Genomic DNA, 24,331 nt, shown 5'->3' on the forward strand with positions numbered 1-24,331 from the left:
ATTACTGATAACATGGATGTCCGACCGTAAAACACTAGAGTCCATGATGAGCCAACCCTGGAGCCCTGACAGCTGGCGCGCCCTGCCGATCCAGCAACAACCCCATTACCCTGACGCTGCGCACTTGTTGCAGGTCGAGCAAAGCCTGGCCAGTTATCCGCCGCTGGTGTTTGCCGGTGAAGCCCGGGAGTTGCGCCGTCAGTTTGCCGAGGTGACTCAGGGTCGGGCATTTCTGCTGCAAGGCGGTGATTGCGCAGAAAGCTTTGCCGAATTCTCTGCAGCAAAAATCCGTGACACCTTTAAAGTATTGCTGCAGATGGCGATTGTCATGACCTTTGCGGCGGGCTGCCCGGTGGTCAAGGTCGGCCGCATGGCCGGGCAATTTGCCAAACCGCGGTCCTCCAACGATGAAACCATCAACGGCGTGACCCTGCCGGCTTACCGTGGCGACATCGTCAACGGCATCGGTTTCGATGAAAAGAGCCGCGTGCCGGATCCGGATCGTTTGCTGCAGGCCTACCATCAGTCCACTGCAACGCTGAACCTGCTGCGCGCCTTTGCTCAGGGCGGTTTTGCCGACCTGCATCAAGTTCATAAATGGAACCTGGATTTTATCGCCAACTCGGCCCTGGCCGAGAAGTACAGCCACCTGGCTGATCGCATTGATGAAACCCTGGCCTTCATGCGCGCCTGTGGCATGGATAGCTCACCACAACTGCGCGAAACCAGCTTTTTCACCGCCCACGAAGCGCTGCTGCTGAACTACGAAGAAGCCTTCGTGCGACGCGACAGCCTGACCAACGATTACTACGACTGCTCGGCGCACATGCTCTGGATCGGCGACCGCACGCGCCAGCTCGACGGCGCCCACGTCGAGTTCCTGCGCGGGGTGAACAACCCGATCGGGGTCAAGGTCGGTCCGAGCATGAACACCGAGGAGTTGATTCGTCTGATCGACATCCTTAACCCGGACAACGATCCCGGCCGCCTCAACCTGATCGTGCGCATGGGCGCGAACAAGGTTGGCGACCATCTGCCGCAGCTGATCCGTTCAGTGGAAAGCGAAGGCAAGAAAGTGCTGTGGAGTTCCGACCCGATGCACGGCAACACGATCAAAGCCAGCAGCGGCTACAAGACCCGCGACTTCGCGCAGATCCTCAATGAAGTGAAACAGTTCTTCCAGGTGCACGAAGCGGAAGGTAGTTATGCCGGCGGTATCCATATCGAAATGACCGGACAGAACGTCACCGAATGTATCGGCGGCGCACGGCCGATTACCGAGGATGGCTTATCGGACCGTTATCACACCCATTGCGACCCACGAATGAATGCCGATCAGTCGCTGGAACTGGCGTTTTTGATTGCCGAGACGTTGAAGCAGGTTCGCCGTTGAGTCAGTAGGTTTTTCGTCACCTGATACACCGCCATCGCGAGCAAGCCCGCTCCCACATTAAATCTGCGTAAACCCATCATTTTGTGATCAACGCAGATCTAGTGTGGGAGCGGGCTTGCTCGCGATGGCGCCGGGTCAGTCACCACTGAGCTCAGTTAACGCCACCCGCAACCGCGCCGCACTGGCACGCGGGCAGTTCAACTGAATTTCCGGCAAGCCCAGCCAGTCGGCCATCTGTCGCAGATTCTTGGCCAACGCCCGCATCCCCTGCTCATCCAGCCCTGGCTCTTCCTCATGCACAGCATGCACCGCCAGCCTTCCCTGAGCCCGTTCAGCCCGTAAATCGACCCGAGCGGCAATTCGTTCGTTGTAAAGAAACGGCAGCACGTAATAGCCATACACCCGTTTGGACTGAGGCGTGTAGATCTCCAGCCGATAGCGAAAATCGAACAAACGTTCGGTGCGGCTACGCTCCCAGATCAGTGAATCAAACGGCGAGAGCAAGGCGCTGACCTCGACTGCGCGCGGGACTTTCGGCACGGGCAGGCAATAGGCCGGTTGCCGCCAACCCTGAACATCGCAAACCACCAACTCACCCGCCTCGACCAACTCAGCCAGACGCGCGCGGCTGTCGACAGGTGAAAGCCGAAAATAATCGCGCAAGTCCTTGTCAGTACCGACCCCCAGCGCACTCGCGGCATGCACAAGCAGCCCGCGCTGGGCCTCGGCTTCACTGAGTAGCGGTTGCTGAAGAGTCGCTGCTGGAATGACCCGCTCGGGTAAATCATAAAGACGCTCGAAACCACGACGCCCTGAAACAGTCACTTCACCGGCGGCAAACAACCACTCCAGCGCATGCTTCTCGGCACTCCAGTCCCACCAGGGGCCCGCCCGCTCCTGACGCGTCGACAAACTGCCAGCGCCGAGAGCCCCTCGCTCCTCAACCAGGGTCAATACTCGACGAATCGTCTCCTGCTGCTCCCGCCCGAATCGGGCCATTTGTTGATAAATGCCCTCCCCTTGCCTCGCCCGCTGCATGCGCCAGCGCATCAAGGGATACATTGATAGCGGCAGCAAAGACGCCTCATGCCCCCAATACTCGAACAATGTGCGCCGTCGGCCCTGACTCCAGGCAGCCTGATCAAGCAAATCGGATGAATACTGACCGAGGCGCGAGTACAGAGGAAGGTAGTGCGAGCGCACCAGAGCGTTGACCGAATCGATCTGCAGGATGCCCAGACGTTCGATCAACCGGTTGAGTTGAGGCGATTTGACCGTCGCTGGCGGCTGGCGCCCGGAGAAACCTTGGGCGGCCAGCGCCAGACGCCGAGCCTGTTTGAGAGAAAAGGACAGTTCTGCGGGCATGTGTATCTCCATGTCTGCTCGCAAACTACCCCACCACGAAGCCGCTTGTGTAGTTGTCCGATAATCATTTGCGCATCGGGTCGTCCCAGAATGGGCGTACGGCTTCCTGCTCGACATCGGCCCGACTGATCCCGATATCCTTCAACGCCTCGTCGCTCATCCTCGCCAGCAACGCACGCTCACGATTGAGCTGATGCCAGCGGGCGATTTTCTCCATCAAAGGACGCAGGGAGAAACCATGGAATGAAAATTTTTCGACCAGTAGATAACCTTTTTGACCTTTCATCATGTTGCCCTCCAGTGGGGATGACTAAAGTCTCGTCCTGGAGCTAAGATCAATCCAACGAATGTTTCTTATGCAATACATCTCAGAGATTGATCAATTGGCCAACTACCCAAGCATCGACACCGAAGTCCTGCGCACCTTCGTCGCGATCGCCGACCAAGGTGGCTTTACCCGCGCCGGTGAATTGGTCAATCGCACCCAATCGGCGGTGAGCATGCAGATGAAGCGTCTTGAAGAAGACGTCCTGCAACGCCAGCTGTTTCAGCGTGATGGGCGCCAGGTACGGCTGACCGCCGAGGGTCAGGTGCTGCTCGGTTACGCCCGGCGCATCCTGAAACTGCACAGTGAAGTGTTCAATACGCTGCGCGAACCGCACATGGTCGGCACCGTGCGCATTGGTACGCCCGATGACTATGTGATGCGCTTTTTGCCGGGGATTTTGTCGCGCTTCGCGCAAGCCTATCCCTTGATCCAGATCGAAGTGCATTGCGAGTCATCAAAACAACTTCTGCAACGCCAGGACCTGGACCTGTCCATCGTCACCCGCGAACCGGGCAGCGAGATTGGCCAGTTGCTGCGCAAGGAGCGTTTTGTCTGGGCCGAGGCACAATGCTTCAGCCCCCACGAACAAACGCCGCTGCCGCTGGCGATGTTCAACAGCGATTGTTTCTGCCGGATTTGGGCCTGCAACGCCCTGGATGCTGCCGGGCGCGACTATCGCATCGCCTATAACAGTTCCAGCCTCTCGGCGCTCATGGCGGTGGTCAGCGCCGGCCTGGCGGTCACCGCGCAACTGGAGAGCCTGATCACCTCGGATATGCGCATCCTCGGTGATGCCGAAGAACTGCCGCTCTTGCCTGAAGCCAGCATCATGCTGGTGCGCAACCTGAACGCACCGTCGCCCATCACCGAGTGCCTGGCCGAGCACATCGTCGAAGGCTTCAAACTTTAAACGTGAGCATCACCGCACAGAACACCAGGAAGCCGCAAAACAGCCCGCGCAAGAGTCGCTCCGGCATGGCGTGGGCAATTTTCACCCCCCAACTGATGCTCAACAAACCGCCGGCCGCCAAGGGCAAACCAATCATCCAGCTCACCTGGTGATGGAGCGCGTAGGTCACCAACGTGACGCCGGTACTCGGCAAGGCCAAGGCCAGGGACAAGCCTTGGGCAATGACCTGGCTGGTGCCGAACAGGCTGGTCAGCACCGGTGTGGCGACCACTGCCCCGCCGACACCAAACAATCCACCCATGGTCCCGGATGCTGCGCCCAACACGCCCAGCCAGGGCCACGAGTAACGCATCTGCGCCGAGACCGGGGCGCTGGCCATGAACACTCGCGCAAGGTTGTAGACTGACAAGGCGATCAGAAACGCGACGAAGCCAATACGCATCACTCGCGCATCGATGCCCACTGCCCAGATTGAACCCAGCCAGGCGAAGCAAAAGCCCATCAAGGCCAGGGGCAACGCGTGGCGCAGCTCAATGCGATTGCGCTGGTGATAGCGCCACAAAGCCAACATCACGTTCGGCACCACCATGACCAACGCCGTGCCTTGAGCAATTTGCTGATCCAGACCGAACAAAACACCGAGCACCGGAATCGCGATCAAGCCGCCGCCGATACCGAACAAACCGCCCACGGTACCCAAGGCTGCGCCAAATGCCAGATACATCACTAACTCAATCACAGGCGATCCCCTCACGTCTGGCTTTGCATGCTACGCAGTCTGTACTGGCGTGGAAACGCACAGAAACGCACAATGGCTATGCCCAATCCGCACAAGCAAACCCCAGGCATGAACCCCAATATCCTCACCGATCAGCTCGGCCTGTTTCTCGATGTACTGGAAACCGGCAGCTTCTCTGCCGCCTCGCGTCGCCATCCGTTGACGCCATCGGCGGTAGCCCGGCGCATCGACAGCCTTGAGAGTGCAGTCGGCAGCCAACTGTTCACCCGTAGCACCCATGCCGTGCGCGCGACACCGGCTGGCCTGGCATTTGCCGAGCGAGCACGACGTATAGTCGCCGAAATACGTCTGGCCCGGGCCGAAGCCGTCTCCCTGAGCAATGCCCCGGAAGGACTGATTCGCGTGGACGCCCCGGCCGCTTTTGGCCGACGCCACCTGGCGCCGGTGATTGCCGACTTCCTGGTGGTCTATCCGGGGCTGGATGTTCAGCTGCACCTGATCGACAGCTTTGTCGATATGCAGGGTTCGAACCTGGGCAAAGTCGATCTGGTGCTGCGGGCCGGGCAAATGGCCGATACCCGATTGGTCGCCACGCCCTTGGCCAGCATGGTGCGGATTGCCTGCGCCAGCCCTGCCTACCTGAAACGCCGCGGCGCGCCGATTCATCCCAAGGAACTGAGCGAGCACGATGGCCTCGACTGGGATGGTCTGGCGCCCCCTTTCGCCTGGCGTTTCGAGCTGGACGGGCAACTGCAACAGCACCGCCCGCAGCGCATGCGCATGAGTGCCAATAATGCCGAAGCGCTGCTCTTCGGCGCGCTTGCAGGGCTGGGCATTGCCCACCTGCCGACCTGGCTGATCAGTGAGCACCTGCTGCGCGGTGAGTTACTACCACTGTTTTGCGAAAGTGGGCTGCCCAAACCGGAAACCACCGGTATTTATGCCTTGCGTCTGGAACAGCAAGCCAACTCCCGCAGTCGGTTGTTGCTGGAGTACCTCAAGGGCCGGTTCAGCCCGATCCCGCCTTGGGATCTGGCACTGCAAAGCGACCTCGGTTGGCGCTGACCCAAAAATTATCTAGCGCATTAAAGATTCACCCGCTAGATTCAGGGCGAGTAACGATCAAGGCCTCAAAATGACTAGCGTTAGCTCCACCCCCGATAACTGCGACCAACTGCTGCTCGACAACCAGCTATGTTTCGCCCTGCACTCCACATCGCTGTTGATGACCAAGGTCTACAAGCCGCTGTTGCAAGCTTTAGGTCTGACCTATCCGCAATACCTGGCGATGATGGTGCTGTGGGAACGCGACGGATTGACCGTAGGCGAGATCAGCACCCGCTTGCTGACGGACCCGGGGTCACTGACACCTCTGCTCAAACGCCTCGAAGCCGAAGGTTTGTTAAGCCGCACCCGCAGCCGTGAAGACGAGCGCGTGGTGATCGTTGAATTGACTGCGCAAGGCCACGCCCTGCGGGACAAGGCGCGGGATATTCCACAATGCATCCTTGGCGCGAGCGGCCAGACCCTGGACCAGATACGCAAGTTGCAGGCCGATTTGCTGGCTTTGCGCAGTCATTTGCAAGACAGCCTGTAAGCGCTCACCCGCGCTTTTGTCACTCCCCCCGCGACTAACGCGAACCTGCGGTGGAATGCGTTGAGCCTGAAATTCCTTAAGCTTACTGGCATCAGGAGCTGGCCGCGAAGGCGCCCTCCCAGCCAAACAAAATTCATCACGACGAAAATTTTCTGAGCGCTACTCAAGCGCTCTAAACCAAGCCTCACGCCGACAGTCATCCTTCAGCTTCTGCGCACTGAACGTTGCTTGCATAAAAATTATATTGCGCGCTAACTATTTGCGAGCTACATTTATCTCGCACTTACTTAGCGCGCAAACATTTAGCGCATACAGCCATCAAAAAAGAGGCTTACACCATGCAAACTCTCTACACCGCTGTTGCAACTGCTACCGGTGGCCGTGATGGCCGTGCTGTTTCCAGCGACAACATCCTCGACGTCAAGCTCTCCACCCCGAAAGAACTTGGGGGAGCCGGCGGCGAGGCAACCAACCCTGAGCAGCTGTTCGCTGCCGGTTACTCCGCCTGCTTCATCGGCGCACTGAAATTCGTTGCCAGCCAGAGCAAACGCAAAATCCCCGACGACGCCTCGATCACCGCCCATGTCGGCATTGGCCAGATTCCGGGTGGCTTCGGACTGGACATAGACCTGCACATCAACCTGCCCGGCCTGGAGCAAGCTGACGCACAAACCCTGGTCGACGCCGCACACCAGGTCTGCCCTTACTCCAACGCCACTCGCGGTAACGTCGATGTGCGCTTGCACGTCACTGTCTGAGTGCTCGCACCCAACAGACGTGTCTAGTCCTGAAATAGGTTTACACCTGTTTCACCCTAACGCTCGATGACGCTGAACTCGCCTTACGCGACGTTCATGGTCTTGATCGTTCCCACGCTCTGCGTGGGAATGCCGCCCCGGACGCTCTGCGTCCGCTGTAGAGGTGACGCAGAGCGTCACCGGATGCATTCCCACGCGGGAGCGTGGGAACGATCAAGTAGCAACGCGCACAAAAAAGCCCGACTCAATGGTCGGGCTTTTTCTTTCCTGCAAAAACTGCGCTTATTTAGCGCGGCCTTTGTAAGAACCGCCTTCGCGGGTATCGATCTCGATTCTGTCACCGATTTCGATGAAGTCAGCAACTTGCAGCTCAGTACCGTTGCTCAGCTTGGCAGGCTTCATGACCTTGCCGGAAGTGTCGCCACGAGCGGAACCTTCGGTGTAGTCGACTACACGCACGATAGTGGTCGGCAGCTCTACGGAAACCAGACGCTCTTCGAAGAAGATCGCTTCACAAACATCGGTCATGCCTTCTTCGACGAATGGCAGAACAGCTTCGATGTCTTCGGCGTTCAGCTCGTACATGGTGTAGTCAGTGGTGTCCATGAACGTGTAGGTGTCGCCGCTGATGAACGACAGAGTCGCTTCTTTGCGGTCGAGGATTACGTCGTCCAGTTTGTCATCGGCGCTGTAAACGATCTCGGTCTTGTAACCGGTCAGCAGGTTTTTCAGCTTGGTCTTCATGATCGCGCTGTTACGACCGGACTTGGTGAATTCAGCTTTCTGAACCAGCCAAGGGTCGTTTTCGAGACGGATCACCGTACCGGGTTTCAGTTCTTTACCAGTTTTCATTACGAATATCCGAATTTGGATGGGGTTTACAAAAATCTAGGCCGCGTATCATATCCAATTTAGGTAAAACTGCACCAGCGCCGCAGCAAGATCCGCTTGCAAGGCCTGTTCCAGACACCATTTTTCGGAATGACTGGCCACTTCCGGCCAGTGCTCAAGCAGGTTTTTCCAGCTTTCGGCCATTTCCGCTCCTGCGTTCCAGGCCTGCCACAGATCATTCACGGCGGCCTTGGCGGCCGGCGACAGGCCTAGTGTATACAGCTCGAGGAAGGCGTCGAGCTTGTCCAGATGAATGTCTTCTTCCTGCCGATAAATGTGCCAGAGCATTGGCCGCCCAGCCCACTGGGCGCGCACGAAAGAGTCCTCGCCGCGTACGGCATTGAAATCACAGCACCACAACAGGCGGTCGTATTCTTCCTGCCGGACGAACGGCAGCACCTGCACCGTCAAGCAATCGCGTACTTGTACCGCGCCAGCCGACAACCCCTCGACACCCAGCCACCGCTCAACGTCACCGAGAATCCGTCCCTCGGGCACCAGCAGATGAGTCGGTTGTGAGTCAGCAGCCATGACGTCGAGCCAACTGGCCAGTCCCGCATTTTCATAGGCGAACAACGAGATCAGCCGCGCGCCCGCTACCGGAGCAACGCCGAGCGCCTGCAAGAAATCTCGCTGGGCCTGAGCATTTTTCTGAAACTGGCGACGCTGCTCGAGCAACCCAGCCTCACGCAGCAAGCCGCCCGTACCGGTCTGAAACCCCGGAAAGAAGAAATACTTCTGCACATGCTTGTACTTCACCGATGGCAAGCCATGACAACCGACAATCCAGTCCTCGGCACTCAAGTAGTCAAGGTTGATCCACAGCGGGGTTTTCTCCCGCGCAGTCATTGCGTCCATGTACGCAGTCGGCAATTGACAGGCAAATGCGGCGATCACCACATCGGCGGCGGCCGTCGATTGCCATACGGCGGACCACTGGCACACCTGGACACCCTGCTGCCACTGCTGAGGGGCATTGATGTCGAGTTGCGGACAAATGCGCTCGAAAGCCCGCAGATCATCGACCCACAGCCGCACCGAGCATTGATGCTCAGCCACTAATTGCCGGGCCAGGCGCCACGTCACGCCGATGTCGCCGTAGTTATCGACGACACTGCAGAAAATATCCCAGGTGACTTTCATTCCGGGCTCCGTTTGGCAAAAGCGCCGATTGTCCGCATAAATCGTTCCGCGCAGAAGGGGTGCAGCCGATTAATCTTCCAGGGCCTGTTGACGCTTGATGGCGGCTCGCCACCAACCGTCAACAGGCTCTGGGGGTGTGCGACAATCATCCCCCCTGCCCGATCAACAGCGCCTGCCAGGAAGCCGCCATGCCCTATCGTCCACGTCCGCATCGTCCAATGCACGTCAGCATTAATCCACTGCAGCTGACCGGCAGCATTGCCTTGGGTCTGTGGCTGGGTTTCATGGCTATCGCATTGACCTGCTGGCTGGCTTCACGCTTTGTGTTCAGTCAGCAACTTGCGCCTGTAGCCGAGGCCGTTCAGCACCTCGCCAAACCACCCGTTACCGAACCGGCGGAGCCGAATCGAATGTTCGAGCAATACCAGGACAACCTGAGCAAGAACGAACAACAACAAGGCCTGGACAATGCCCGCAGCAACCTGCGCATTCAGTCCAACCCTAAATGCCAGTTCTGGCTGCAACAAGACCAGACGGCCCCCAGCGACAAGAGCCGGGCGAACGTCCTGCAATTCTGTGATTGACCATGAATAAACACGCCGTCCACAGCCTGATCCTCGAAAAGCTCAAGGTCGATCTCGATATCGCCCAACGCGCCGCGCAAACTGCCTATGAAACCGCGACCCACGAAGAAAACATCGCCGAAAACAAATACGACACGCTAGGCCTGGAAGCCTCCTATCTGGCTGCCGGTCAGGCCAGGCGTGTGGAAGAAATCAGGCAGGCACTGGTGCTTTGCCAAAACCTGATCCTGCGTCCCTATGACGAGCAACACGGCATCCAGATTGGCACGCTGCTGGGGCTTGAAGACGACAACGGTAATCAGCAATGGCTGTTTTTGGGACCAGATGCGGCCGGATTGAAGGTTTATCTGGTGGGGCAACTGATTACCGTCATCACCCCGCGCTCGCCACTGGGCAAAAGCCTGCTGGGAAAATTCGAGGGTGACGAGGTCGAAATCAACGTGGCGGGAACCCGGCAACAGTTTGCTGTTACCGAGGTGAAATGAGTCGCCTTAGTGAACCGGTAGCTCGACGCCGTCGAACAGTTCTTCCAGTTCCTGCTTGTTGTGGCACTGGATGGCCTTGGCCATGACTTCGCGCGTCAGGTGCGGGGCGAACTTCTCGATGAAGTCGCACATGAAACCACGCAGGAACGTGCCACGGCGGAAACCGATCTTGGTCACGCTGGACTCGAACAGTTCGCTGGCATCGAGCACGACCAGGTCGTTGTCGAGCTTGGTGTCGACCGCCATTTTGGCGACGATACCCACGCCCAGACCGAGGCGCACATAAGTCTTGATCACGTCGGCATCGGCTGCGGTGAATACCACTTTCGGGGTCAGGCCGCGATGGCTGAAGGCTTCGTCGAGTTTGGAACGACCGGTGAAACCGAACACGTAGGTCACGATCGGGTATTCAGCCAGGGTTTCCAGGGTCAGCTTCGGCAGCTTGGTCAGCGGGTGCCCCTGGGGAACAACCACGCAACGGTTCCAGCGATAGCACGGCATCATCACCAGATCACCGAACAGCTCCAGTGCTTCGGTGGCGATGGCGAAATCCACAGTGCCGTCGGCAGCCATTTCGGCGATCTGCATCGGCGAGCCCTGATGCATGTGCAAGGCGACATCCGGGTATTGCTTGATGAAGCCGCTGATGACCGGCGGCAACGCATAACGTGCCTGGGTGTGAGTGGTAGCAATCGACAGGGTGCCTTTCTTCTCATTGGAGAACTCCTGAGCGATTTGCTTGATGCTCTCGACCTTGCGCAGGATCTCGCCAGCCGTGGTGATGATTCGCTCACCGGCCGGGGTGACTCGCGTCAAGTGCTTGCCACTGCGTGCGAAAACCTCGACGCCCAACTCGTCCTCGAGCAGACGGATCTGCTTGCTGATACCCGGTTGTGAGGTGTAGAGACTTTGGGCTGTAGCGGAAACGTTGAGGTCGTGGTGCGCCACTTCCCAGATGTAGCGCAATTGTTGAAGCTTCATATGTATCCCTCAAAGCAGTTAGACGCCACGGGCATCAGCGACGGTATATAACTATATTAATGGTTTGAAGAATAAATCTAGAACTTTTTATCAAAACTGCGAATCCGGCCTCAGACGTCCCCATGCCGCCGACGCTGTAACAGCGGCACCAGATACACCGGTACCTGGGCCAATTGCAGAACCCGCGCGGCGGTCCTCCCCAAAGACGCTTCCCCTCCGGCGCCATGGCTGTGACTACCTACGATCAGCAAATCCACCGAGAGTTTCGAAGCCTGATCGAGAATGACCTGTGACGGGTCACCCTGAAACACTCTGACCGATTGAATCAGCGCCAGGTCCTGCTGCCCCTCCCCTAACTCTTCGCGAAAGCTGTCGAGCACCCGTCGTTCGATGTTGGCCATTACGGTAGTCAAACCCTGACTGTGCAGCTCGTTCAAGGCCTGCTCATCGAGATAACTCTGCAGTACCGATTCGGCGAATAATCCCATGGGTTCAACCGCGTGAACGACATACAAGTCAGCATTGAATGTTCGAGCCAGCTCCAGGGCATGCTGCATCACATAAGGTGCGTACAGACCGAGGTCAGTGGCATACAGCATCGAACGAATCATATGACCTCCTCGATTGCCAACATGGCGGAGATTGATTCAGCTTAGCAGTGCCTTGGCGAGTACGACATCCGGCGCAAAACCCTGAACATTTGGCTTAAACCTTTTGCTCATTGCTGATGCCGTGGGGGACGTGACCGGTGGCGACAACCTCACGGGCCAACTCGCAATGACCGGCCTGATCGTCGAAAAATACGTCAGCGGCGAAAGCTTCAAGAAACGCGGATTTCGCCAGACCGCCAAGGAACAAGGACTCATCCAGACGAATGTCCCACTCGCGCAATGTGCGGATCACCCGCTCATGAGCCGGTGCCGAGCGCGCGGTCACCAATGCCGTGCGAATCGGGCAGGCATCGTCGGGAAACTCTCGCTGCAACAGATTGAGTGCCGCCAGGAAGCCTTTGAACGGCCCCCCGCGCAATGGCTCACGAGCCGACTCACGCTCGCTGGCCTGAAACGCTTCCAGGCCACCCGATTGATATACGCGCTCGGACTCATCGGAAAACAGCACCGCGTCGCCGTCGAAGGCGATACGCAGCTCAGCACTGGCCGCTCGACGAGCGCCGCCGGAGAGAATCGTCGCGGCGGCGAAGCCCGCATCCAGCGCACTGCGAACATCCTCGGCGTGGGTCGACAGAAACAGATCGCAGCCGAACGCCGCCAGATAGGGATACGGACTACGCCCGCCGACGAAAGCCGCACGGGAAATATCCAGACCGTAATGCTGGATCGAGTTGAACACCCGCAAACCGGTGTCGGCACTGTTGCGTGAAACCAGTACCACTTCGACCCGGGCCCGGCCGAGACTGACATTGAGACTCAGGAGTTTTTTCACCAGTGGAAACGCATCCCCCGGCTCGAGGAACTCTTCCTCATGCTCGATCTGATACTGGCGATAAGCTTCGACGCCGTGCGCCAGGTAGACCTTATGACTCTCACTTAAATCGAACAGCGCCCGCGAGGAAATTGCCACCACCAGCTTGTCGCCCATTCCCTTCACCATATTGCGTCTCCTGACTGACAGACTCAGCTGTTACGCCGATCGACAAAACTCAATGCCTGGTACAAGGCTTCGATTTTCGGCAGTTCACAACCTGCGGCCTTGGCGGCAGCCAGAGGTCTGGCATAGATCGCCGACAATTCCAGCGCACGTTTATAAAGATAATCGTGGTACATGCTCGGCCAGTAATCCGGCATTTTTTCCGTCACTTTGAACAGTTGCTCGGCATAACCGGGCGGCATCGTATGACCGCAGGCCAGAGCGCCCTGCACCACCTCGGCCATCAACGCCTGAATCAGCTCGCGACTGCTGACATCGGCCATCAGCGGCGTTGTGCTCGCGCCCAGAAGCACTGACAGACCGTTATACGGTACATTCCAGACCAGTTTTTGCCAGCGTGCCTGCTGCAGATTGGCCATGGCCTGAGAGTCCAGACCGGCCTTGCGAAACAACCCGGCGCCCTCTTCGACGATCGCCTGGCGCGCCTGTTCGTCAACCAGTGCCGGCCCGCTGTGATAACCGATGTTCACCCCACCCAGAGCCTGATGCTCAATTACCCCAGGCGCTGCGCGGTGGACGCAGATAAAGCACAAGCCGCCCAGCAAGTGCAGCGAATCAGGCAACAGTTCGCGCAGGCTGTCTTCGACGTCCAGACCATTCTGCAACAGCAGGACTTTGGCACCAGAAGCCGCAGCCTTGATGATCGCTGGCGCGAGCTCGGCGTTGCTGGTGGTCTTCGTGCCCACCAGCAACCAGTCACAGGGCGGCATGTCTGCTGCCGAGGAATAAGCCTGGGCCGGATTCAGCGTCATCGCGCCATGCACAGCGCTGTTGAGTTTCAGACCATGCCCGGCGACCGCGCAAAATTCGCTGCGCAACAGAAAGTGCACATCAAACCCGGCACGCGCCAGCATCACCCCGTAAAAACCGCCAATCGCCCCGGTCCCGATAATGCCGATACGCGGCGTCTGGACAACTGCCCCCATCATGGCAACTCCTCTGGAATTCGACTCAGCGCCTGACGCAGGCCCTCATTGAGTTCATTACACGTCAACCGCGACTGTAAGGTGCCGTAGAACTCGCCGTCACGCACCACAAACAGCGCCGGCAAATGAAATACCTGATAACGCTCGACTACTCCGCCATTGTTTCCGGCATCGATCCAGCACAGGCGATCGACCGCCAGGTCCAACCCGGGCAGTTGCTGTCGGGCCCAACGGCAACTGGCGCAACCGACACTGGTGAATATCACCAACGACACACCGTTCATCGCCAATAAGCGTTGATCGGAATCGAAATCGGTCAGGTCCAATTCGACCACTATACTGGGTGAAACAATGTCAAATAACCGAGACTTGGAGTCCGCGTTCATGAGACGTTTTCTACCTCATCCTGATGATGTTCCCGTCGAGTTAACCTTGCGTAAACACGAATGTATTTCTCGCCAAACGCTGCACACTATCAGCCTCGGCGGCGTGGCTTGCAATTACCACCGCGCCTGGCGACACGGGACGGCGCTGGAAGTGCGCATGCCAACCCTCGGCGAAAGTGCCTGCTACCTGGGCTATGTGGCCTGGTGCCTGAGACGCAAGCGAGGATTCCTGGTCGGGATCGCTTTTATCGACGAACAGACGCTGTTCTGCGCACGCATGGGCGAACAGGTATGCCAAATGGAGCGTTACTGCCGCTTGCACGAACCCCAGACCGAGCAGCAGAGCATCGACGCACTGGCCCTTGAATGGGTCCAGCAACATGCCGACGAATTCTCCCATGACACCGTCCGCCAGGCATTTATGCAGCCGACACAGGATTAAACCCGCGCCTGCCCATTGTCGAGCAACCGCGTAACGCGCTAAGGTTCGGCTCCCCGACGCGCTTAAATCTGCTGTGCTCCGCCGCGCGGGGATCGCTGGCGGCCGGCACCCGTGACCTGACGAGTAACACGATGGCTGATTTACCGATCAATGACCTTAACGTCGCCTCCAACGAGACCCTGATCACTCCCGATCAGCTCAAGCGTGATATTCCTTTGAGCGACGTTGCCCTGCGCACCGTGACCAAAGGCCGCGAGGTGATTCGCAATATTCTCGATGGGACAGACCACCGCCTGTTCGTTGTCATCGGGCCTTGCTCGATCCACGACATCAAGGCTGCGCACGAATATGCCGAGCGCCTCAAGGTGCTCGCCGCCGAAGTGTCCGACACCCTTTATCTGGTGATGCGGGTCTATTTCGAGAAGCCGCGTACCACTGTTGGCTGGAAAGGCTTGATCAACGATCCGTACCTGGATGACTCGTTCAAGATTCAGGACGGACTGCACATCGGTCGTCAGTTGTTGCTGGATCTGGCTGAAATGGGCCTGCCTACCGCAACCGAAGCCCTTGACCCGATCTCGCCGCAGTACTTGCAGGATCTGATCAGCTGGTCGGCAATCGGCGCACGGACCACCGAATCCCAGACTCACCGTGAAATGGCCTCTGGCCTGTCCTCGGCTGTCGGCTTCAAGAACGGCACCGACGGTGGCCTGACCGTCGCGATCAACGCGCTGCAGTCGGTTTCCAGCCCTCACCGCTTCCTGGGTATCAACCAGGAAGGCGGCGTGTCGATCGTCACCACCAAGGGCAACGCCTACGGGCACGTGGTGCTACGCGGTGGCAATGGCAAGCCGAACTATGATTCGGTCAGCGTAGCGCTATGCGAGCAAGCGCTGAACAAGGCGAAAATCAAACCGAACATCATGGTCGATTGCAGCCACGCCAACTCCAACAAGGATCCGGCGCTGCAACCGCTGGTGATGGAGAACGTCGCCAATCAGATCCTCGAAGGCAACCAGTCGATCATCGGTCTGATGGTCGAAAGCCACCTGAACTGGGGCTGCCAGGCGATTCCGAAAGACCTGGCCGAACTGCAATACGGTGTCTCCATTACCGACGCGTGCATCGACTGGGCCAGTACCGAAAAAACCTTGCGCAGCATGCATGCCAAGCTCAAGGACGTACTGCCCAAACGTGATCGCAGCTGATTACCTGGCGGGCAATTGTGGTGAGGGGGCTTGCCCCCGCAGGAACGCGATCGGGTGTGATACTCGCCGCACAATTCCCTAATCATAAAATCCGGAATCTGTTAAAGATTCCGGATTTTTTTATGCCTGGTGAACCAAATCATCAGATAGCCGTTGCCCCGCCATCCACCGCCAAGGCGTGACCGGTGGTGAAGGCCGCGCCGTCGCTGCACAGATAGAGCACGGCACTGGCGATCTCTTCGACGGTGCCGATGCGACCGACCGGGTGCATGGCGGCGGCGAATTCGGCTTTCTTTGGATCAGCCTCATAGGCACGACGGAACATGTCGGTGTCGATCACTGCCGGGCAAACGGCATTCACGCGGATTTTCTTCTTCGCATATTCGATGGCCGCCGACTTGGTCAGGCCAATCACCGCGTGTTTCGACGCAGCATAGATGCTCATTTTCGGCGCAGCACCGAGGCCCGCCACCGAAGCGGTATTGACGATGGCGCCGCCGCCCTGGGCAAGCATCAACGGCAATTGGTATTTCATGCACAGCCAGACACCCTTGACGTTGACTCCCATGATGGCATCGAACTCATCAAGGGTGCCGTCGGCAAGCTTGCCCTTTTCGATCTCGATCCCGGCATTGTTGAAGGCGTAGTCGACACGACCATAGGCACTCACCGCTTGCTCCATCAGCTCCTTCACATCGGCTTCCAGCGTGACATTGCAGCGAACGAAAACCGCGTTGCCACCCGCGGCGCGAATGAGTTCCACCGTACCCTCGCCTCCCGCTACATCCAGGTCTGCGACCACCACCTTCAAGCCTTCAGCGGCGAACGCCCGGGCCGTTGCGCGACCAATACCGGCCGCTGCGCCAGTGACCAAAGCTACCTGGCCGGAAAACGTCATGCTCATTATTATGTCCTCGATGGAATGCGGGTGATCGCGTTCTCGCAATCTAGCCACAGCCCCATTGGACGCGGCAGCACTATCAGAAGGCCGGTTAAGCCCTTATGAGTTGCAGTGATGTCCATGCCCTATCAACTATCACCCGATTGGATTGACGCGTATTCGCTGCATCAGCAAACCTTGCGACATCAGCCGCGAGGGTCTATCAATCATGCTCCATTGATCATTGAGTGCCTGCCATGACTGCCCAGACCAATCGCCAATTCCTGCTCGCCAAACGCCCGGTGGGCGCGGCGACTCGTGAAACCTTCAGCTATCAGCAAGTTTCGGTCGGCGAACCGGCGACAGGTCAGATCCTGGTCAAAAACGAGTATCTGTCACTGGACCCGGCCATGCGTGGCTGGATGAACGAAGGCAAATCCTATATTGCGCCGGTGGGCATTGGCGAAGTGATGCGTGCGCTGGGTGTTGGCAAGGTCGTGGCCTCGAACAACCCGGGCTTTGCCGTCGGCGACTACGTCAACGGTGCCTTGGGTGTGCAGGATTATTTCCTTGGCGAGCCTCGCGGCTTCTACAAAGTCGATCCGAAACTGGCACCGCTGCCACGCTATTTGTCAGCGTTAGGCATGACCGGGATGACCGCGTACTTCGCCCTCCTGGACGTCGGCGCACCCAAGGCCGGCGACACCGTGGTGCTTTCGGGCGCGGCAGGTGCGGTGGGCAGCATTGCCGGGCAAATTGCCAAAATCAAAGGTTGCCGCGTCATCGGCATCGCCGGTGGTCAGGACAAGTGCAAATTCCTTATCGACGAGCTGGGCTTCGATGGCGCCATCGATTACAAAAACGAAGACGTCATCGCCGGTCTAAAGCGCGAATGTCCAAAAGGTGTCGATGTGTATTTCGATAACGTGGGCGGCGATATTCTCGATGCGGTGCTCAGCTGCCTGAACATGAAGGCCCGCGTGGTGATCTGCGGCGCCATCAGCCAGTACAACAACAAAGAAGCGGTGAAGGGCCCGGCCAACTACCTGTCATTACTGGTCAACCGCGCGCGGATGGAAGGCTTTGTGGTGATGGACTATGCCACTCGGTTCGCCGCCGCAGGACAAGAAATGGCCGGCTGGATGGCCAAGGGGCAACTCAAGAGCAAGGAAGATATCGTCGAAGGACTTGAGACGTTCCCGGAAACGCTGATGAAACTGTTCAGCGGCGAGAATTTTGGCAAGTTGGTGTTGAAGGTGTCTTGAGCCTGATGTGATCGTTCCCACGCTCCAGCGTGGGAATGCAGCCCGTGACGCTCCGCGTCACATCAAGAGCGGACGCAGAGCGTCCAGTGAGGTATTCCCACGCAGAGCGTGGGAACGATCACATCAGGCCAGCTCGGCGACTACCGCCGCCAGCGCCTTGGCCGGATCGGCCGCCTGGCTGATCGGACGACCGATCACCAGGTAGTCGGAACCGGCATCCAGCGCCTGACGCGGCGTGAGGATACGACGCTGATCGTCCAGAGCACTGCCCGCCGGGCGAATCCCCGGGGTCACCAATTGCAGGGACGGATGCGCGGTTTTCAAGGCCCGGGCTTCCAGCGCCGAACAGACCAGACCGTCCATCCCGGCTTTTTCCGCCAATGCCGCCAGACGCAGCACTTGCTCCTGAGGCTCGATATCCAGACCGATTCCCGCCAGGTCCTCGCGTTCCATGCTGGTCAGAACGGTCACACCGATCAACAGCGGCTTGGGCCCGCTGCGCTGGTCGAGCACCTCGCGGCAGGCGGCCATCATGCGCAAACCGCCGGAGCAATGGACGTTGACCATCCACACGCCCATTTCTGCGGCAGCCTTGACCGCCATGGCGGTGGTGTTCGGGATGTCGTGGAACTTCAAATCCAGGAACACTTCGAAGCCCTTGTCACGCAAGGTCCCGACAATCTCCGAGGCACAGCTGGTGAACAGTTCCTTGCCAACTTTGACCCGGCACAGTTTCGGGTCCAACTGATCGGCCAGCTTCAGTGCGGCGTCACGGGTGGGGAAATCCAGGGCGACGATGATAGGAGTCTGGCAGGCGGACATGAGTGTGCTCTCAGGCAAGTCGAAATCGGCGCGCATTGTAGCGGAACCAGCGCCACAGCGGGACCCGATGATCGCTAAATCATCCTCAGCGGTGATGCTTGCCTCAGGATAAACTCCATACAATCCGGCGTAAGCGGCAATTATGTCTAAACAGATACATTCCCGACATCCCTGCAACAATCGCCGAGGCTACCCTCCCCAGCCGCAACATCCCCTTACAGCACTTCCAGCCTCACAGCCGGACGCCTATGCTGAAGCCACAACCTCGCGGCCCATCTTTGTGGTTGGCAGCCTACCTGGCAGACGAACGTACGCATGAATAACCCTGCTCCTTTCAACGACGATCAAAAAGCCGCAACGCCTGGCGACGACAAACGCTGGAACATTCGCGCGCTGATCGTCGACGATGATGTACCGATCCGGGAATTGATGATCGACTATCTGGCACGTTTCAATATTCACGCCAGCGGTGTCACCGATGGCGCCGCGATGCGTCTGGCACTCCAGGCAGAGCATTTCGACCTGGTGGTGCTCGATCTGATGTTGCCGGGTGAGGATGGCCTGTCGCTATGCCGCTGGCTACGTGCCGAGTCAGACATTCCGATTCTGATGCTGACCGCCCGCTGCGAACCTACCGACCGCATTATCGGCCTGGAGCTGGGCGCCGATGACTACATGGCCAAACCCTTCGAACCGCGGGAACTGGTGGCGCGGATCCAGACCATCCTGCGCCGGGTGCGCGATGATCGCAGCGAACAACGGGCCAATATCCGTTTTGACAACTGGCGTCTGAACAGCGTGCTGCGCCAGTTGATTGCCGCCGATGGTCTGGTAGTGCCACTGTCCAACGCCGAGTTCCGTTTGCTCTGGGTGTTCATCGAACGTCCTCGGCGCGTGCTCAGCCGCGAGCAGCTTCTGGATGCGGCCCGTGGTCGCTCCATCGAGGCGTTTGATCGCAGCATCGATTTGCTGGTCTCGCGTCTGCGGCAAAAACTCGGCGATGACCCGAAAGCCCCGCAGCTGATCAAGACCGTTCGCGGTGAAGGTTATCTGTTCGACGCGAGAGACATCGGCTGATGCGTTTGCGCGTCGATACGCTATTCGGCCGTCTGTTTGGCGTACTGCTGATCGCGATCGTGCTCGCTCACCTTTTGGCGTTCTTCTGGTTTCACCATTACGGCCCTCCTCCGCCACCACGACCATCAGCGCCAGGTTCCACTTTCGGCGAGCAGCGCCCGCCCATGCCCGAGCGCTTCGAGCCAAGGCCGCCACGGCCCTGGTTCGGTGGCCCTATCGTGCCGCTGACGTTCCAGTTCATCTCCTTGATCATCGCCGCCTGGTACGGCGCCAAGTTGCTGACCCGACCGATCCAGCGACTGAGCGCCGCTGCGGAACAACTGAGCGAAGACCTCAACAGTCCCCCGCTGGATGAGTCCGGACCGAAGGAAGCTCGTCAGGCGGCCTATACCTTCAACCTGATGCAAAAGCGCATTCGTGAACAGGTGCAGCAGCGGGCACGCATGCTCGGCGCGGTATCCCACGACCTGCGCACGCCTCTATCGCGACTCAAGCTGCGTCTGGAACAGATCGACGACAGCAAGTTGCAAGGACAGATGCGCCAGGATCTCGATGACATGATCAGCATGCTCGACGCCACCCTCAGTTACCTGCACGAGCAGCGCACCAGCGAAGCCCCGCAATGGATGGATGTGCAAGCGCTGGTCGAATCCCTCAGCGAAAACGCTCAGGACCAGGGTGCTGACGTCCAGGCCAGCGGCCATTGCGCACCGCTGCAAGTGCAACCCATGGCCCTGCGCTCATGCCTGAACAACCTGCTGGATAACGCCCTGCGCTACGCCGGGCACGCAGCAATCACGTTGCAGGACAGCCGCGAAGAAGTGCTTATCAAGGTCATCGACCATGGGCCGGGCATTGCTGCGGACAAACGGGAAGCGGTGTTCGAGCCGTTCTATCGCCTGGAAGGTTCTCGCAACCGCAACTCCGGCGGCGTCGGCCTGGGCATGACTATCGCTCGGGAGGCGGCGCAGCGACTGGGTGGTCACCTGGGTCTGGAGGAAACCCCGGGCGGCGGTCTGACCGCCGTGGTGCGCTTGCCTCGGGTCTAGTGGCCTGTGTGGCTAGTTCGTTAGCTCAAATTCGGATGCCGGCGGCCCAGAGCCAAGGCGCTGCGACGAGTCATAGCCCGCTATGGCGAGGAACAGCAACGCAGGATATGGGCTGCTGGCGCCGAAGTTGACTAACAGAACTAGCCACACAGGCCACTAGGTACTGCCTTGTATACCTGTCGGTACAAAACTCACATACCCACGACAACTTCCCCCTTGAGGCTGCATAAGCCGGTGCACCCACCGGTTTTATCCATACGCAAGGAGTGAGCCCATGATTGGTAGCGTCAGCAACTATTCGAGCTATACCAGCACCAGCAGCACCACTGCGACGAACAGCGCCCGCAGTCAGCAATTCCAGAAAGAGCTGTTCGCCAAACTCGACAGCAACTGTGACGGCTCGGTCGATAAGGACGAACTGAAAAGTGCCCTCTCGCAGAAAAGCGATAACGGCGTTCTGGTCAGCCTGACCAAAAACTTCAGCAAGCTGGACAGTGACAGCAGCTCCAGCACCTCTAGCGCCTCCAGCAGCACCGACAGCAGCGCGGCGCTGCTCAAAGCACTAGACACTGACAACAGCGGCGGTATCAGCAGCGATGAGCTCAAGACAGCGCTGCAAGCAGGTCGCAGCCAGGACAACAGATCTCAGAGTAACAAGGCCAATATCGCTGAAGCCTTGAGCAAGATGATCGCCAACCTGAGCAAACAATATCAGCTGAACAACGTGGCGACCGTCGGTACAAACCTGAACGTCGCGACGTGAGTCAAAAGCCAGGTAGCGTCGAGCGTCGACCGGCTGCTCCTACATCAGCATCAGCGCTTGTCGTCCACTCGCGCCTGACTGACACTCCAATCCGTCAACAGGCTATAGGCCACAGCCAGCAAGGTCGGGCCGATGAACAGGCCGATAAAACCAAACGCAATCAATCCGCCAAACACCCCGAGCAGCACGATCACCAGCGGCAGCGTGCCGCCGCGGCTGATCAGGTACGGCTTGAGCACGTTGTCCACGCCACTGATGATCAGCGTCCCCCAGATCCCGAGGAACACCGCCATGCCGTACTCGCCTTTCCAGGCCAGCCACGCGGTAGCGGGAATCCACACCAGCGGCGGCCCCATGGGTATCAGGCTGAGCAGGAAGGTCGCAATGCCGAGCACCAATGCACCGGGCACACCGGCAATCAGGAAACCGATCAACGCCAGGATCGCCTGTGCAGCGGCAGTACCGATAACGCCGTTGACCACCCGCTGCACCGTGCCAGCCACCAGTTCGATGTAGTAACCGGCACGATCACCAATCAGCCGTTCCAGCAAGCGATGGACAAACATCGCCAGTCGCGGCCCGTCTCGATAGAAGAAAAACACGAAGACGATGCTCAAGGTCAGCTCAAGAATCCCGCCCCCGATCTGCGCGCTGCGTGCCAACAACCAGTTGCCGACCTGCCCCAGATACGGTTTGACCGCGACTATCATGGCCGCGCCCTGTTGGTCGATACTGTTCCAGATTCCTACCAGCCGGCTGCCGACAAGGGGGACAGCCGCCAGCCAGGTGGGCGCCTGAGGAAGACCATCGACCTGCACATCTTTGATAAACGCCACGACGTCGCGCACATGATCTGCCAGATTGAAGCCGAGCCAGACCAGCGGAACCGCCACCAGCAACATCCAGCCCGAGGTCAAAAGAGCAGCGGCCAGGGATTCGCGGCCATTCAACCAACGGGTTAGCAAGCGCATCAGTGGCCAACTGGCAAACGCCAGTACCGCGCCCCAGAACATTGCCGACCAGAACGGCGCCATCACCCAGAAACTGGCACCGAACAGCACCAGGAGCAGGATCTGCACCAGCAGGCGATCGTTATTGACCATGAAAGATCTCGTGAAAGATGAACGAATAAGAGAGTAGGCGAACAGCCTGGGGCCGTCCGCCTTGCGGGAGCTTAACGCAGTAATTCGACGTGCAGACCTGCCGCTCGCGCGCTGCCGGTCTCCATTCGCGCCGCTCGCACGCCCTGCCCGATCAGCGCCTGCCGCCAGGCCTCGGCGTTAGGGCCGGAAACACTGACCCGCATCGTCGTATCGAGGTTCAGCCCGCGCGACAGCAAGGTCAACCAGACAGGTAACGGCTCACCGTTCAGCTTCGGAAAATCGAGCTCGCCGGTATCCTTGAGCTGACGCAACAAAGTTGCTGAAGTCGGCATCAACTCGCCAAGCGGTGCGCTGGCGTCAAACTGCTCGACATGCAGGTAAGCCCGGCGATTGCCGCGGGTGATGCTGTACAACGCCACCAGCGAGTTGTCCTGAGGCGCCGCCAGACGCAACAGCAGATAAGCCTGCTGATCGTCGGTGCCATACAACTTGGCGTTGCGGAAGACTTCGTTGGCCCACAGGTTGCTTTCCCCGCAATCACGGGCCTGGCACCAGAACAACAACTCGGCGCCCTGCTTCTGCAAGGCCTCACGGGCTACGGTGAAGGCTTCGGTTGAAGAATGCTCGGGCGGCAATTCGTAGGTCACCGAGGTGGCTTGCCCGCGAACGCTGACCTGGCCGTCGTAGCGCAGCTGACCACTGATTTTACGGATCGCTCCCAATGGGTAGATCCGCTCCACGTCTGCCGCTGGCCGGTAGTCGACGATCTGCGCATCGGCCAAACGCGGCACCAACGGCAAATCGTGACTCCCGGGCACATCGGCGGCGAACAACAAAGGACTGAAACAGCACAGACCGAAAATACGGATTAAACGCATGGGTACTTTCATCGAATCAACATGGCCTGGGCGCCCTTGACGACACTGGCGTCGTCGATGCGTGGTGGCACCTGCAAGCCGCGCTGCACCGCAGGACGGGCCTCCATGGTTGCCATCCAGCGCTGCAAGGCCGGCAAGCCGTCTACCGAGACACCGGACCACTCATACCCTCGGACCCACGGATACGTCGCGATATCGGCAATGCTGTAATCACCGGCCAGAAATTCGACGGCGTTCAGGCGGGTGTTGAGCACTTCATACAAACGGCGGGTTTCATGTTGATAACGGTCGATGGCGCCTTGAAGTTTTTCCGGGAAATAGCGGAAAAACACATTGGCCTGACCTTGCATCGGGCCGATGCCCCCCATCTGGAACATCAGCCACTGCATGACCACCGAACGCCCCTTGGGGTCTTTGGGCATGAGTTGCCCGCTCAGTTCGGCCAGATAGACAAGAATCGCACCGGATTCAAACACGACGAAATCGCCATTGGCACGGTCGACAATCGCCGGAATCCGGCCATTGGGATTGATCTTGAGAAAGTCTGGAGCCTTTTGCTCCTTTTTGTCGAAACTCAAGGCATGCACCGTGTAGGGCATGCCGAGTTCCTCGAGCACGATAGAGACCTTGTGGCCATTCGGGGTCGCAGCGGTGTAGAGATCTATCATGGTTGTCTCCCATTTCAACCCG

General features: G+C 58.7%; 28 protein-coding genes. 13 read left to right on the forward strand and 15 right to left on the reverse strand.

Translation table 11 applies throughout. The features are described from left to right. The first annotated feature begins 46 nt into the window (after positions 1–46). Complete coding sequence (locus AC07VR_RS05455) at positions 47–1,393, forward strand: class II 3-deoxy-7-phosphoheptulonate synthase (protein WP_494992464.1); 1,347 nt, start codon at positions 47–49, stop codon at positions 1,391–1,393. A gap of 135 nt (positions 1,394–1,528) precedes the next feature. Here AC07VR_RS05455 and AC07VR_RS05460 read toward each other — a convergent pair whose 3' ends face one another. Both AC07VR_RS05460 and AC07VR_RS05465 read right to left on the reverse strand, forming a co-directional pair. Then, a complete protein-coding gene (locus AC07VR_RS05460) occupies positions 1,529–2,758 on the reverse strand; it encodes a winged helix-turn-helix domain-containing protein (protein ID WP_495010651.1) in 1,230 nt (409 codons plus the stop codon). Between the two features lie 64 nt (positions 2,759–2,822). Further along, positions 2,823–3,044, reverse strand: a complete 222-nt coding sequence (locus tag AC07VR_RS05465; protein ID WP_494992479.1) for a DUF1127 domain-containing protein — start codon at positions 3,042–3,044, stop codon at positions 2,823–2,825. A gap of 70 nt (positions 3,045–3,114) precedes the next feature. Here AC07VR_RS05465 and AC07VR_RS05470 point away from each other — a divergent pair, with 70 nt between their 5' ends. Further along, positions 3,115–3,996: a LysR substrate-binding domain-containing protein gene (locus AC07VR_RS05470; protein ID WP_494992466.1), complete on the forward strand. Its 882-nt coding sequence runs from the start codon at positions 3,115–3,117 to the stop codon at positions 3,994–3,996. Here the strand turns inward: AC07VR_RS05470 and AC07VR_RS05475 are convergent. Then, a complete protein-coding gene (locus AC07VR_RS05475) occupies positions 3,986–4,735 on the reverse strand; it encodes a sulfite exporter TauE/SafE family protein (RefSeq protein WP_495010652.1) in 750 nt (249 codons plus the stop codon). The genes AC07VR_RS05470 and AC07VR_RS05475 overlap by 11 nt on opposite strands. 108 nt (positions 4,736–4,843) lie before the next feature. Here AC07VR_RS05475 and AC07VR_RS05480 point away from each other — a divergent pair, with 108 nt between their 5' ends. The 3 genes from AC07VR_RS05480 to AC07VR_RS05490 all read left to right on the forward strand — a co-directional run bounded on the left by AC07VR_RS05480 (position 4,844) and on the right by AC07VR_RS05490 (position 7,090). Beyond that, positions 4,844–5,800, forward strand: coding sequence for a LysR family transcriptional regulator (locus AC07VR_RS05480; RefSeq protein WP_495010736.1), 957 nt, complete (start codon positions 4,844–4,846; stop codon positions 5,798–5,800). A gap of 70 nt (positions 5,801–5,870) precedes the next feature. Further along, positions 5,871–6,332, forward strand: a complete 462-nt coding sequence (locus AC07VR_RS05485; RefSeq protein ID WP_494992468.1) for a MarR family winged helix-turn-helix transcriptional regulator — start codon at positions 5,871–5,873, stop codon at positions 6,330–6,332. A gap of 338 nt (positions 6,333–6,670) precedes the next feature. Continuing rightward, positions 6,671–7,090 (forward strand): organic hydroperoxide resistance protein, encoded by a 420-nt coding sequence (locus tag AC07VR_RS05490; protein ID WP_495010653.1) that lies wholly within the window; start codon positions 6,671–6,673, stop codon positions 7,088–7,090. A gap of 282 nt (positions 7,091–7,372) precedes the next feature. Here the strand turns inward: AC07VR_RS05490 and AC07VR_RS05495 are convergent, their stop codons facing one another. Further along, positions 7,373–7,942, reverse strand: a complete 570-nt coding sequence (locus AC07VR_RS05495; protein ID WP_032626910.1) for an elongation factor P — start codon at positions 7,940–7,942, stop codon at positions 7,373–7,375. A 48-nt stretch (positions 7,943–7,990) separates the two neighbouring features. Beyond that, complete coding sequence (gene earP / locus AC07VR_RS05500) at positions 7,991–9,124, reverse strand: elongation factor P maturation arginine rhamnosyltransferase EarP (protein ID WP_495010654.1); 1,134 nt, start codon at positions 9,122–9,124, stop codon at positions 7,991–7,993. Between the two features lie 188 nt (positions 9,125–9,312). On the opposite strand from earP, the gene AC07VR_RS05505 reads away from it, so the two are divergent. Together AC07VR_RS05505 and AC07VR_RS05510 are read left to right on the forward strand one after the other, a co-directional pair. Beyond that, on the forward strand, positions 9,313–9,708 hold the full coding sequence (locus AC07VR_RS05505) for a hypothetical protein (protein WP_494993867.1): 396 nt from the start codon (positions 9,313–9,315) through the stop codon (positions 9,706–9,708). A gap of 2 nt (positions 9,709–9,710) precedes the next feature. Further along, entirely contained in the window at positions 9,711–10,193 is a 483-nt protein-coding gene (locus AC07VR_RS05510) for a GreA/GreB family elongation factor (RefSeq protein ID WP_494993868.1), read from the forward strand. Positions 10,194–10,199: 6 nt separating this feature from the next. Here AC07VR_RS05510 and cysB read toward each other — a convergent pair whose 3' ends face one another. From cysB to AC07VR_RS05535, 5 genes are all read right to left on the reverse strand, one after another. Continuing rightward, positions 10,200–11,174, reverse strand: a complete 975-nt coding sequence (cysB, locus tag AC07VR_RS05515; RefSeq protein ID WP_494993869.1) for an HTH-type transcriptional regulator CysB — start codon at positions 11,172–11,174, stop codon at positions 10,200–10,202. 110 nt (positions 11,175–11,284) lie between these two features. Next, on the reverse strand, positions 11,285–11,785 hold the full coding sequence (locus tag AC07VR_RS05520; protein WP_494993870.1) for a universal stress protein: 501 nt from the start codon (positions 11,783–11,785) through the stop codon (positions 11,285–11,287). 94 nt (positions 11,786–11,879) lie between these two features. Continuing rightward, positions 11,880–12,785, reverse strand: coding sequence for a 5'-nucleotidase (locus AC07VR_RS05525; protein ID WP_494993871.1), 906 nt, complete (start codon positions 12,783–12,785; stop codon positions 11,880–11,882). A 23-nt stretch (positions 12,786–12,808) separates the two neighbouring features. Continuing rightward, complete coding sequence (locus tag AC07VR_RS05530; RefSeq protein WP_495010655.1) at positions 12,809–13,771, reverse strand: putative 2-dehydropantoate 2-reductase; 963 nt, start codon at positions 13,769–13,771, stop codon at positions 12,809–12,811. Then, positions 13,768–14,154 carry a thioredoxin family protein gene (locus AC07VR_RS05535; RefSeq protein ID WP_495010656.1) on the reverse strand — a complete coding sequence of 129 codons (387 nt, stop codon included), beginning with the start codon at positions 14,152–14,154 and terminating at the stop codon, positions 13,768–13,770. Before AC07VR_RS05535 ends, AC07VR_RS05530 begins: the two co-directional genes overlap by 4 nt. Here AC07VR_RS05535 and AC07VR_RS05540 point away from each other — a divergent pair. Further along, positions 14,153–14,596 carry a PilZ domain-containing protein gene (locus AC07VR_RS05540; RefSeq protein ID WP_494993874.1) on the forward strand — a complete coding sequence of 148 codons (444 nt, stop codon included), beginning with the start codon at positions 14,153–14,155 and terminating at the stop codon, positions 14,594–14,596. The two genes, AC07VR_RS05535 and AC07VR_RS05540, sit on opposite strands and share 2 nt — an antisense overlap. Before the next feature lie 131 nt (positions 14,597–14,727). Then, entirely contained in the window at positions 14,728–15,804 is a 1,077-nt protein-coding gene (locus tag AC07VR_RS05545) for a 3-deoxy-7-phosphoheptulonate synthase (protein ID WP_494993875.1), read from the forward strand. A gap of 142 nt (positions 15,805–15,946) precedes the next feature. On the opposite strand, the gene AC07VR_RS05550 is transcribed toward AC07VR_RS05545, so the two are convergent. Beyond that, positions 15,947–16,708 carry an SDR family oxidoreductase gene (locus tag AC07VR_RS05550; RefSeq protein WP_495010657.1) on the reverse strand — a complete coding sequence of 254 codons (762 nt, stop codon included), beginning with the start codon at positions 16,706–16,708 and terminating at the stop codon, positions 15,947–15,949. Positions 16,709–16,941: 233 nt separating this feature from the next. Between AC07VR_RS05550 and AC07VR_RS05555 the strand changes: the two genes are divergently transcribed. Beyond that, positions 16,942–17,949 (forward strand): NADP-dependent oxidoreductase, encoded by a 1,008-nt coding sequence (locus AC07VR_RS05555; RefSeq protein WP_495010658.1) that lies wholly within the window; start codon positions 16,942–16,944, stop codon positions 17,947–17,949. A gap of 123 nt (positions 17,950–18,072) precedes the next feature. On the opposite strand, the gene pyrF is transcribed toward AC07VR_RS05555, so the two are convergent. Then, on the reverse strand, positions 18,073–18,771 hold the full coding sequence (gene pyrF, locus AC07VR_RS05560) for an orotidine-5'-phosphate decarboxylase (protein WP_494993878.1): 699 nt from the start codon (positions 18,769–18,771) through the stop codon (positions 18,073–18,075). 315 nt (positions 18,772–19,086) lie between these two features. Between pyrF and AC07VR_RS05565 the strand changes: the two genes are divergently transcribed. The 3 genes from AC07VR_RS05565 (at position 19,087) to AC07VR_RS05575 (ending at position 21,660) form a co-directional block, all read left to right on the forward strand. Then, a complete protein-coding gene (locus AC07VR_RS05565; protein WP_494993879.1) occupies positions 19,087–19,848 on the forward strand; it encodes a response regulator in 762 nt (253 codons plus the stop codon). Beyond that, positions 19,848–20,897 (forward strand): sensor histidine kinase, encoded by a 1,050-nt coding sequence (locus AC07VR_RS05570; RefSeq protein WP_494993880.1) that lies wholly within the window; start codon positions 19,848–19,850, stop codon positions 20,895–20,897. The genes AC07VR_RS05565 and AC07VR_RS05570 overlap by 1 nt, the downstream gene beginning before the upstream one ends. Positions 20,898–21,171: 274 nt before the next feature. Then, a complete protein-coding gene (locus tag AC07VR_RS05575; RefSeq protein ID WP_495010659.1) occupies positions 21,172–21,660 on the forward strand; it encodes a calcium-binding protein in 489 nt (162 codons plus the stop codon). Positions 21,661–21,710: 50 nt separating this feature from the next. Here AC07VR_RS05575 and AC07VR_RS05580 read toward each other — a convergent pair whose 3' ends face one another. The 3 genes from AC07VR_RS05580 to AC07VR_RS05590 form a co-directional block, all read right to left on the reverse strand. Next, positions 21,711–22,763 (reverse strand): AI-2E family transporter, encoded by a 1,053-nt coding sequence (locus tag AC07VR_RS05580; protein WP_495010660.1) that lies wholly within the window; start codon positions 22,761–22,763, stop codon positions 21,711–21,713. A 71-nt stretch (positions 22,764–22,834) separates the two neighbouring features. After that, the gene (locus AC07VR_RS05585) at positions 22,835–23,653 is read right to left on the reverse strand and encodes a DUF4892 domain-containing protein (protein ID WP_494993883.1); all 819 of its coding nucleotides are present in this window, start codon (positions 23,651–23,653) and stop codon (positions 22,835–22,837) included. After that, entirely contained in the window at positions 23,650–24,309 is a 660-nt protein-coding gene (locus AC07VR_RS05590) for a glutathione S-transferase family protein (protein WP_494993884.1), read from the reverse strand. The genes AC07VR_RS05585 and AC07VR_RS05590 overlap by 4 nt, the downstream gene beginning before the upstream one ends. Between the last annotated feature and the right edge of the window lie 22 nt (positions 24,310–24,331).

The organism is Pseudomonas sp. GW821-FHT02H09, assembly GCF_059421425.1.

Excerpts from the sequence above, each read along its gene's own strand:
- AC07VR_RS05530 (WP_495010655.1), bottom strand. The coding sequence starts at position 13,771 with ATGATGGGGGCAGTTGTCCAGACGCCGCGTATCGGCATTATCGGGACC.
- AC07VR_RS05525 (WP_494993871.1), bottom strand. The coding sequence starts at position 12,785 with ATGGTGAAGGGAATGGGCGACAAGCTGGTGGTGGCAATTTCCTCGCGG.
- AC07VR_RS05495 (WP_032626910.1), bottom strand. The coding sequence starts at position 7,942 with ATGAAAACTGGTAAAGAACTGAAACCCGGTACGGTGATCCGTCTCGAA.
- AC07VR_RS05470 (WP_494992466.1), top strand. The coding sequence starts at position 3,115 with ATGCAATACATCTCAGAGATTGATCAATTGGCCAACTACCCAAGCATC.
- AC07VR_RS05490 (WP_495010653.1), top strand. The coding sequence starts at position 6,671 with ATGCAAACTCTCTACACCGCTGTTGCAACTGCTACCGGTGGCCGTGAT.
- AC07VR_RS05535 (WP_495010656.1), bottom strand. The coding sequence starts at position 14,154 with ATGAACGCGGACTCCAAGTCTCGGTTATTTGACATTGTTTCACCCAGT.
- AC07VR_RS05590 (WP_494993884.1), bottom strand. The coding sequence starts at position 24,309 with ATGATAGATCTCTACACCGCTGCGACCCCGAATGGCCACAAGGTCTCT.
- AC07VR_RS05540 (WP_494993874.1), top strand. The coding sequence starts at position 14,153 with ATGAGACGTTTTCTACCTCATCCTGATGATGTTCCCGTCGAGTTAACC.
- AC07VR_RS05585 (WP_494993883.1), bottom strand. The coding sequence starts at position 23,653 with ATGAAAGTACCCATGCGTTTAATCCGTATTTTCGGTCTGTGCTGTTTC.
- AC07VR_RS05465 (WP_494992479.1), bottom strand. The coding sequence starts at position 3,044 with ATGAAAGGTCAAAAAGGTTATCTACTGGTCGAAAAATTTTCATTCCAT.
- AC07VR_RS05565 (WP_494993879.1), top strand. The coding sequence starts at position 19,087 with ATGAATAACCCTGCTCCTTTCAACGACGATCAAAAAGCCGCAACGCCT.
- AC07VR_RS05580 (WP_495010660.1), bottom strand. The coding sequence starts at position 22,763 with ATGGTCAATAACGATCGCCTGCTGGTGCAGATCCTGCTCCTGGTGCTG.
- AC07VR_RS05460 (WP_495010651.1), bottom strand. The coding sequence starts at position 2,758 with ATGCCCGCAGAACTGTCCTTTTCTCTCAAACAGGCTCGGCGTCTGGCG.
- AC07VR_RS05455 (WP_494992464.1), top strand. The coding sequence starts at position 47 with ATGAGCCAACCCTGGAGCCCTGACAGCTGGCGCGCCCTGCCGATCCAG.
- AC07VR_RS05480 (WP_495010736.1), top strand. The coding sequence starts at position 4,844 with ATGAACCCCAATATCCTCACCGATCAGCTCGGCCTGTTTCTCGATGTA.
- AC07VR_RS05485 (WP_494992468.1), top strand. The coding sequence starts at position 5,871 with ATGACTAGCGTTAGCTCCACCCCCGATAACTGCGACCAACTGCTGCTC.
- pyrF (WP_494993878.1), bottom strand. The coding sequence starts at position 18,771 with ATGTCCGCCTGCCAGACTCCTATCATCGTCGCCCTGGATTTCCCCACC.
- AC07VR_RS05555 (WP_495010658.1), top strand. The coding sequence starts at position 16,942 with ATGACTGCCCAGACCAATCGCCAATTCCTGCTCGCCAAACGCCCGGTG.
- cysB (WP_494993869.1), bottom strand. The coding sequence starts at position 11,174 with ATGAAGCTTCAACAATTGCGCTACATCTGGGAAGTGGCGCACCACGAC.
- earP (WP_495010654.1), bottom strand. The coding sequence starts at position 9,124 with ATGAAAGTCACCTGGGATATTTTCTGCAGTGTCGTCGATAACTACGGC.
- AC07VR_RS05570 (WP_494993880.1), top strand. The coding sequence starts at position 19,848 with ATGCGTTTGCGCGTCGATACGCTATTCGGCCGTCTGTTTGGCGTACTG.
- AC07VR_RS05510 (WP_494993868.1), top strand. The coding sequence starts at position 9,711 with ATGAATAAACACGCCGTCCACAGCCTGATCCTCGAAAAGCTCAAGGTC.
- AC07VR_RS05505 (WP_494993867.1), top strand. The coding sequence starts at position 9,313 with ATGCCCTATCGTCCACGTCCGCATCGTCCAATGCACGTCAGCATTAAT.
- AC07VR_RS05520 (WP_494993870.1), bottom strand. The coding sequence starts at position 11,785 with ATGATTCGTTCGATGCTGTATGCCACTGACCTCGGTCTGTACGCACCT.
- AC07VR_RS05550 (WP_495010657.1), bottom strand. The coding sequence starts at position 16,708 with ATGAGCATGACGTTTTCCGGCCAGGTAGCTTTGGTCACTGGCGCAGCG.
- AC07VR_RS05575 (WP_495010659.1), top strand. The coding sequence starts at position 21,172 with ATGATTGGTAGCGTCAGCAACTATTCGAGCTATACCAGCACCAGCAGC.
- AC07VR_RS05545 (WP_494993875.1), top strand. The coding sequence starts at position 14,728 with ATGGCTGATTTACCGATCAATGACCTTAACGTCGCCTCCAACGAGACC.